This window comes from Thermoanaerobaculia bacterium, assembly GCA_035260525.1.
Lineage (GTDB): Bacteria > Acidobacteriota > Thermoanaerobaculia > UBA5066 > DATFVB01 > DATFVB01.
On the sequence record DATFVB010000144.1, the window covers coordinates 1 to 8,094 of the forward strand.

General features: G+C 69.2%; 8 protein-coding genes. 5 read left to right on the top strand and 3 right to left on the bottom strand.

The features are described 5' to 3' along the window. A partial coding sequence (locus VKH46_06810; protein HKB70540.1) for a serine/threonine-protein kinase occupies nt 1-797 on the bottom strand: 797 nt, incomplete at its 3' end. 347 nt (nt 798-1,144) lie between these two features. Then, nucleotides 1,145-1,339 (bottom strand): hypothetical protein, encoded by a 195-nt coding sequence (locus VKH46_06815; protein HKB70541.1) that lies wholly within the window; start codon nt 1,337-1,339, stop codon nt 1,145-1,147. Nucleotides 1,340-1,603: 264 nt separating this feature from the next. Here VKH46_06815 and VKH46_06820 point away from each other — a divergent pair, with 264 nt between their 5' ends. Beyond that, nucleotides 1,604-1,819 carry a hypothetical protein gene (locus VKH46_06820; GenBank protein ID HKB70542.1) on the top strand — a complete coding sequence of 72 codons (216 nt, stop codon included), beginning with the start codon at nt 1,604-1,606 and terminating at the stop codon, nt 1,817-1,819. A gap of 3 nt (nt 1,820-1,822) precedes the next feature. Here VKH46_06820 and VKH46_06825 read toward each other — a convergent pair whose 3' ends face one another. Continuing rightward, nucleotides 1,823-3,757: an ATP-binding protein gene (locus VKH46_06825; protein ID HKB70543.1), complete on the bottom strand. Its 1,935-nt coding sequence runs from the start codon at nt 3,755-3,757 to the stop codon at nt 1,823-1,825. Nucleotides 3,758-3,971: 214 nt separating this feature from the next. On the opposite strand from VKH46_06825, the gene VKH46_06830 reads away from it, so the two are divergent. The 4 genes from VKH46_06830 to VKH46_06845 form a co-directional block, all read left to right on the top strand. Beyond that, nucleotides 3,972-5,216, top strand: coding sequence for a hypothetical protein (locus VKH46_06830; protein HKB70544.1), 1,245 nt, complete (start codon nt 3,972-3,974; stop codon nt 5,214-5,216). Between the two features lie 408 nt (nt 5,217-5,624). After that, nucleotides 5,625-6,617 (top strand): NAD-dependent epimerase/dehydratase family protein, encoded by a 993-nt coding sequence (locus VKH46_06835; protein HKB70545.1) that lies wholly within the window; start codon nt 5,625-5,627, stop codon nt 6,615-6,617. 16 nt (nt 6,618-6,633) lie between these two features. Beyond that, entirely contained in the window at nt 6,634-7,590 is a 957-nt protein-coding gene (locus VKH46_06840; GenBank protein ID HKB70546.1) for a ribose-phosphate pyrophosphokinase, read from the top strand. A 44-nt stretch (nt 7,591-7,634) separates the two neighbouring features. Continuing rightward, on the top strand, nt 7,635-8,094 hold a 460-nt coding region (locus VKH46_06845; protein ID HKB70547.1), incomplete at its 3' end, for a 50S ribosomal protein L25.

An 8,094-nucleotide genomic window follows, 5' to 3' on the forward strand; every position in this document is an offset into this window, starting at 1 on the left:
GCGATCCAGCGCAGCTGGGTCATGACGTCGTGCGCGCTCTGCCACCGGTCGTCGGGATCCTTCGCGAGGCAGCCCTGGACGAGCCGGTCGAGGGACGGCGGACTCATCGGAGCGGTGGTCGAGATCGGCGCCGGATCGCGCTCGAGGATCGCGGCGATCAGGCTCGCGCGGCTCCGCCCGGCGAACGCCTTCTGTCCGGTCGCCATCTCGTAGAGGACGCAGCCGAGCGCGAAGATGTCGCTCCGGGCGTCGGTTTCCCTTCCCTCGACCTGCTCGGGAGCCATGTACTGGAAGGTGCCGAGGATGGTGCCGTCTTCGGTGAGCGGGCGGCTGGGAGGGGCCTGCGTCGGAAGCGCGGAAAGATCGGACTCGGGGGCTGCTCCCGTCGCGACGACTTTCGCGAGCCCGAAATCGAGCAGCTTGACGCCGGCTTTCGTCAGCATGATGTTGCCGGGCTTCAGATCCCGGTGAACGATCCCCGCCCGATGCGCCCGATCGAGGGCGCCCGCGATCTCGATCCCGTACCGGAGGACCTGATCGAGCGGCAGCGCGCCTTTGTCGAGGCGGTCGGCGAGCGTCTGGCCCTCGAGCAGCTCCATGACGAGGTATTCGGCGCCGTCGGCGGATCCCACGTCGAAGAGCGCGCAGATGTTCGGATGCGAGAGCTGCGAGATCGCCTTCGCCTCGCGCTCGAACCGCTGCCGGAAGCCGGGGTTCCCGGAGAGCTCGGGAGCGAGGACCTTGACGGCGACGGAGCGGCCGAGCCGCGTGTCGGTTGCCCGGTAGACCTGTCCCATGCCGCCTGAACCCAATAATGCGATGACTTCGTAAGGTCCGAGCCTTACGCCTGCTCCGAGAGTCATGAGGACCTCATGGCCGCGCCATAGCTCGCAAGAGCGAGCGACGGCGGGCCGCCCGCTCCCGGCTGTCGGGTCGGAACGAACGAAGGCGGACCGCAGCGTTCACGGCAGACGCCGGCGGTGAGGCTCACCGCCATCCCGCAAACCTTCTCAGAAGTGCCTCGCCATGGAATTCGTTCGGCGCCCATTTTAAGCGATGGGCGGGAGGCCCGCATTCGGCGACGGTCGATCGAAGCGATCGCGGGTCCTTCGAGGCGGCGAAGGCGAGCCCGATATTTTCGGAATTACTTCTCGGCCGGCCGTGGTTCCTCGAGCCGGCCGCCGCTGTCTCGCGGCAGGAGATGGGTCGTGCCGTCCGGGCAGTGCCAGTTCGTCATCGGCTTCCCGTCCCGGACGGCTTCTTCCCGAAAGTGAAATCCCCGCTCCCGGCATTTGCCGATCGGGCATGCCGCACCCTCGTCGCGAGGTCGTTTTCCCATGTTTCCTCCGATTCGACGCCCCGCTCGGCTCGCGTGTCGCGCTTCGAAGGTTTCGCGCAGTGGCCCGACGGCGTCCGAAGCCAGTGTACGCCCTTCGGCCGGCTTCCTTCGGCCGGAGACGGCGGCTGGCGGCCCGGGATCGCAGGCTCGGCGGCCGAGGCGCCGGAAGAACCTCGCGCCGCCGCGCGGCGACCCTGGTCGAACTTCTGGCGCGGCGATTGCTCCCCCGAGGGCTTGCGCGTCGGAAACGCGCGGAGGTTCTCGATGGTCGCTCGTCTGGCTCTGGGGGTTCTTCTCGTTCTCGCAGTTCCCGTGGCGGCGCCGCGTCACCGCGTTCGCGCCTGCGGCGGCGTGTCCCGGCCGTCCGGCGCGTCTCCCGCGTTCTCCCGTCGGCCGAGCTCGGACGACACGTCCGGCGAGTTCGTCCATGCGATCGTTTACGGAGCTCCGGAGCGCCCGCTCGGGATCGTCCGCGCCTGAGTTTCAGCGAACCGCGCGCGGGAGCGTGCTGAGCAGCTCCTCGAGCCGCGCGGGATTCACCGGCTTCGTCACGTGAATGTCGAATCCCGCCTCGCGGGCGCGGTCGCGGTCCGACGCCTGCCCGTACCCGGTGATCGCGATCAGGCACGTACCGGCGATCTCGGCGTCCGACCGCACCGACCGCGCGAGCGCATAGCCGTCCACCTCGCCGGGAAGGCCGATGTCGCAGAGCACGACGTCCGGGCGGAAGTGGCGGATCGTCTCGAGCCCCGCCGCACCGTCCTCCGCTACCCGGACGTCGTGCCGGAGGTGCTCGAGAAGGAAGCGCATTCCCTCCGCGACCGGTCCGTTGTCCTCGACGACGAGGACTCGGCGCGGGGGTGCCGGGACGGGAGGGCGGCGGGCGCTCGCGCGCGTGTCCGGACTGCGCCGCGGGGCGACCGGCAGGAGAACGGTGAGCTCGGCGCCGCGGCCCAGGCCGCCGCTCGAGGCGGAGACCTCGCCGCCGTGCGCGGTGATGATCCCGCGCACGAGCGCGAGTCCGAGGCCGAGGCCTCCCCGGGTCCGCGCGATGCTGCGGTCCGCCTGGGAGAACGGCTCGAAGACGTGCGGGAGCATCGCGGCGTCGATCCCGATCCCGGTGTCGAGGACGCGCAGCCGCGCGCGTCCTTCCGCCTCGTCCAGCCGGACGCGGATCGATCCCCCGGGATCGGTGAACTTCCGAGCGTTCTGGAGGAGGTTCGTCAGGACCTCCGCCACGCGCACGCGATCCCCCTCGATCCAGATCGGCTCGTCCGGGAGCACGGTCTCGAGCGCGAGCCCGTGCCGGGCGAGCTCTCCGCGGAAATCGGCGGCGACCTCCTCGGTCATCACGGCGAGATCGAACCGGTCCTTCCGGATCTCGATCTTCCCGCGGGAGATCCGCGAAACGTCGAGGAGGTCGTCGACGAGCCGGACCATGTGGCCGAGCTGACGCTCGATCATCGCGAGCGACTCCCGCAGCGTCTCCGGCCCGGCGTCCGGCAGCTGGAGGACGCGCACGGCATTGGCGATCGGGACGAGCGGGTTGCGCAGCTCGTGAGCGAGCATCGCCAGGAACTCGTCCTTCCGGCGATCGGCTTCTTGCAGCTCGTCGACCAGGCGCTCCCGCTCGACCTCGACTTTCTTCCGGTCGGAGATGTCGAGGATCGAGCCCTCGATGACGACCTCTCCGTGCTCGACGACGATCTGATGGCTCTCGAGCGTCCACACCGGACTCCCGTCGCGCCGCCGCCCGAAGCCCTCGATATTGACGAGGGCGCCCCCGGCCGCGCGGAGCCGGTCGACGAAGGCGCGTCGCGCTCCCGGGTTTTCGTGGAGGCTCTCGGCTCCGACGGCGAGCATGTCTTCCGGGGCGTCGTACCCGTAGATCTTCGCGAGCGCGCGATTGCACTCGAGGATGCGTCCGTCGAGCGTCGTGCGCGAGACGCCCGCCAGGTTTCGCGTGAACACGCCCCGGTACTTCTGCTGGCTCTCGCGCAGCGCCTCGAGCGCGTCTTCCGCGCGCCGGCGGGCGTCCAGGGCGCGCTGGCGGGCGTCCTCGGCGCGCTCGCGCGCGCGGCGCACGCTCTCGATCAGGGCGGCGACGAAGGTCGAGATCGCGACGAAGAGGAAGAGCGCGATGACGTTGGCCGTGCCGCGCACGGCGAGACCGACCGGGGGAATGACGAGCATCGCGAAGGGAACGGCCGTGACGATCGCCGCGAGACCGGGGCCGAATCCGCCGTACCAGGTGGCGAAGGCGATCGCGAGGTAGTCCATCGCGAAGACCGAATGATCGGTGAGCAGGGGCCGGACCTTCTCTCGGAGGAGACTGGTGACCGAAACCGCGAGGACGGCGACGAGATAGCCGCTGACGGCGGTGGTCCGGCCGGGCGGAGGAGATCCGGTTCGCTCCATCGGCAGGCATCGGCAGTGTAGCAGGGTGCCGCGCGGGAAGTCTCGGCCCTGGATCGGGTTGCCTGCCCGGAGGGACAGGTGGCGCGGTCGTTGCAAACGTCCGCCGAGGGAGGCCATCGTCAAAATCGACGCCTTCGAGACGAGACACCGGGAGGAGCGGCGCCGCGGCCGGACGGGGGCCGTTCTCCTCCTCTTCATCGCCGCGGCGGCTCCGATGGCCGTGGGCCAGACGACGTCGGACCGCGTTCCCGCGACCCGCACCCAGACGGCCGCCGACCTCGTCAAGGCCGATCTGGAGCAGAACCGGTACCACCTCGGCCCTCTCCGGCTCTTCCCGTTCCTCGAGATCGACGACGCCGGGTACGACAACAACATCTTCGGAACGACCGACCACAAGGTCGGCGACGAGACCGCGAAGGCCTCCGCGGGGACGCGGCTCCTCCTGCCGATCGGATCGAAGATCTTCCTCCGAGGGACGGCCGCGCCGGAGTACATCTGGTACGCCCGGCATCCCGACGGGAGAACCTGGGGCGGCGACTACGAGGGCGAGCTCCTCGCGCTCTTCAATCACCTGCGGATCGACGCGGACGGGCGCGACACGAAGACGGCGTCGCTCCTCAACGCGGAGACGCTCCGCAACGTCGTTTCGCGGACGCGGATCGGCCGGGCGAGCGCCGAGCTCGACGTGGCGGGGCCCCTCTCGATCTTCGGCGACGGAGAAGCGTCGAAGTACCGGTTCCAGGCGATCCCCCGGCCGGACGAGCCGCTCGAAGACCCCGCGCTCCTCGACCGGAAGGAAGAGCGGATCCGCGCGGGGCTCCGGATCCACACGGGAGAGACGCTCTCGTTCTCGGCCTCGGCCGAGAAAGAGCGAGCGGAGTTCGACGATCCGGACCAGGGGGGCGACAACCGCAGCGTCGCGTACCTAATCGGGATCCGGATCGACCGCCCGCGGTTCTTCGCGAACCTCTCGGGCGGCTATCGCGACGCGAAGCCGATCCACGGCTCGCGCTTCCGCGAGTTCCGAACCGCCACGGGGTCGTATTTCCTCTCCTTCCTCGCCCACGCCAACGTCGAGCTCTTCGCCGACGGTTATCGCGGCGCGCAGTACAGCGTCACGGTCGAGAACCCGTATTACATGGCGACGGTCAACGGGGGAGGGATCAACGTTCAGGTCGGGCCCCGCCTCGCCCTGCGCGCGTACGCCGATTACGACGAGAACCGCTATCCGATCCCGGTCGTCATCGACGGCGCCGGCTACCGCCGGCTCGACAAGGTGCTGAGCTTCGGCGGCGGTTTCCTGCTCCGCCCCGGGCGACGGCTCGGCATCGGGGTGTTCGGGACGGAGTACCGATTCGACTCGAACGTCCCGGGCGTGACGCGGAACGTCTTCCGGCTGACGGCGGGGATCTCGTTCCAGCTGTCCCCGATCGTGTCCATCCGCAGCGGCCTCTCCTAGGGAAGCAAGCGCGGCGACGTGTCCGCCTTCGCCGAGGCTACGGCGCGACAAGGTCGAGCCGGGCGGGCGCGAGACCGTCGCGGGAGCTGGCTCGGGGGACGGGAGCGCGTGGCGGCGGCGCCGCTCGTCGAACGAGCGACTCGACGGCGCCGCCGCCGCCCCCTTCGTCTGCGATCCCGCTCGCATCGCGGAAAGCTTTCGCCTCGGTCACTCGAGGCGAAAGCTTTCCGCGATGCGAAGAGCCCGACCGGGAGCGCCGGGGATGGCCGCCCGAGCAATGAATCGTCCTGAGGGAAATTTCGTCGCGTCCAGATTCCTGCAACCCGCGAGCGCCGTCAGCGCGGACCGATCCGCGACGGGATAGAATCCCGCCGCCGCGGCTTTTCGACGGCCGCGGGGGAGAAAGCCTTGCCGAACACGCGGGTCCTCGTCACCGGAGCGGGCGGTTTCATCGGGCACTTCCTCGTTCGATACCTCAAGCAGAAGGGGTACTGGGTCCGCGGCGTGGACGTCAGGACCTGCCCCTACGCCCCGACGGAAGCCGACGAGTTCGAGCTCCTCGATCTCCGGCGATGGGACAACTGCCTGCAGGCGACCCGGGGCGTCGAGGAGGTCTACGCGCTCGCCGCCGACATGGGGGGCATGGGGTTCATCTCCGCGCACCACGCCGAGATCCTCCACAACAACGCGCTGATCAACTTCCACACGCTCGACGCGGCGCGGGTCAACGGCGTCCGCCGGTATCTCTACACCTCGTCGGCGTGCGTCTACCCCGATTACCGTCAGACCGACGCCGCCGTCGTCCCCCTCAAGGAGGAGGACGCTTTCCCGGCGATGCCGCAGGACGCGTACGGCTGGGAGAAGCTCGTTACCGAGCAGCTGTGCCGGCACTACCGCGACGACTACGGGATCCAGACGCGGATCGTCCGGTTCCACAACATCTTCGGGCCCGAGGGGACGTGGATGGGGGGGCGGGAGAAGGCGCCCGCGGCGCTCTGCCGCAAGATCGCCGAAGCGAAGCTCTCCGGGCGCGGCGAGATCGAGATCTGGGGCGACGGCGAGCAGACGCGCTCGTTCTGCTATGTCTCCGACTGCGTCGAAGGCATCCACCGGCTGATGCGCTCCGACCATGGGGAGCCGATCAATCTCGGCCAGGACCGGCTGATCTCCATCAACGCGCTCGCCGACGTGATCGCGGAGATCGCCGGCGTCGCGATCCGGAAGAAGCACGTCGAGGGTCCCCAGGGGGTCCGCGGCCGCAACTCCGACAACGCGCGGCTCCGCCGCGTCCTCGGATGGGAGCCCGCGGTCTCGCTCGAGGCCGGCCTCGCGAAGACGTATCCCTGGATCGAGACGCAGGTCCGCGCCGCCGCCGCGCCCGCGGTGCCGCTGCCCGCTTGACGTAGAATCGCGCGCAGTGGAACACCTGTTCCGTTACGGCGAGCTCAAGATCTTCTCCGGGCGCGCGCATCCGGGCCTCGCCGCGGAGATCTGCGCCTATCTCGGCGTCGATCTCGGGAAGGTCATCCTCTACAACTTCTCCGACGGCGAGAACAACTGCCAGATCGAAGAGAACGTGCGGGGCGCCGACGTCTTCATCATCCAGCCGACCTGCTCTCCGGTCAACGAGCACCTGATGGAGCTCCTGATCCTGATCGACGCGTTCAAGCGGTCCTCGGCCACGCGGATCACGGCGGTGATCCCGTACTACGGCTACGCGCGCCAGGACCGGAAGGACCGCCCGAGGGTGCCGATCTCGTCGAAGCTCGTCGCCGACCTCCTCACCGCCGCCGGCGCCGACCGCATCCTGACGATGGACCTGCACGCGGCGCAGATCCAGGGCTTCTTCAACATCCCCGTGGATCACCTCTTCGCGGCGCCGGTCATCCTCGACGCGGTCCGGAAGATGGAGATCGAGGACCTCACGATCGTCTCGCCCGACGTCGGCGGGGTCGAGCGCGCGCGCGCGTTCGCCAAGCGGCTCGGCTCCGCGCTCGCGATCGTCGACAAGCGGCGTACCGGAAAGAACGAAACGGAGGTCGTCAACGTGATCGGCGACGTCGAGGGGAGGACCGTGATGATCCTCGACGACATCATCGACACGGCCGGGACCCTCATCAAGGGGACCGAGGCGTTGAAGAGCCACGGGGCGGCCCGGGTCTTCGCCGCCGGCGTTCACCCGGTCCTTTCGGGGCCCGCGATCGACCGGATCAACGCCTCCGTCCTCGAATCCGTGCTGGTCACGAACACGATCCCGGTGGCCGCCGCCGCGGCCCGCTGCCCGCGGCTGCGCTCGTTCTCGGTCGCCCCCCTCCTCGGGGAGGCGATCCAGCGGATCCACGACGGCGCCTCGGTTTCATCGCTTTTCGTCTGAAAATCGTGTATGCTCACCCGCTTTGAATTGAGGGGTTGACGCCAATGGCAAATATCGAGCTGCAGGTCGAGCGCCGGCAGGAAACCGGCAAGAACGTCGCCCGCCGCGCGCGGGCCGCCGGGAAGGTGCCGGCCGTCGTCTACGGGGCGAAGAAGGAGACGGTCCCGATCTACATCGAGGGCCGGCAGTTGACCACCGCGTTCCGCAAGGGCGCCGGCGACAACGCGATCTATCTGCTGAAGATGTCGGGAACCGACCAGTCGCGGCACGCGATGATCAAGGAGATCGACCGCGACCCCGTTTCCCGCGAGGTCCTGCACGTCGACTTCCTGCGCGTGCTCATGGACGTCAAGGTCCGCGTCTCCGTGGCGGTGGAGCTGATCGGGACGCCGAAGGGCGTCAAGCAGGAGGGGGGGATCCTCGATTTCGTCAGCCGCGAGATCGAGATCGAGTGCCTCCCGAACGACATCCCGGCGAGTCTTCCCGTCGACGTCTCGGACGTCG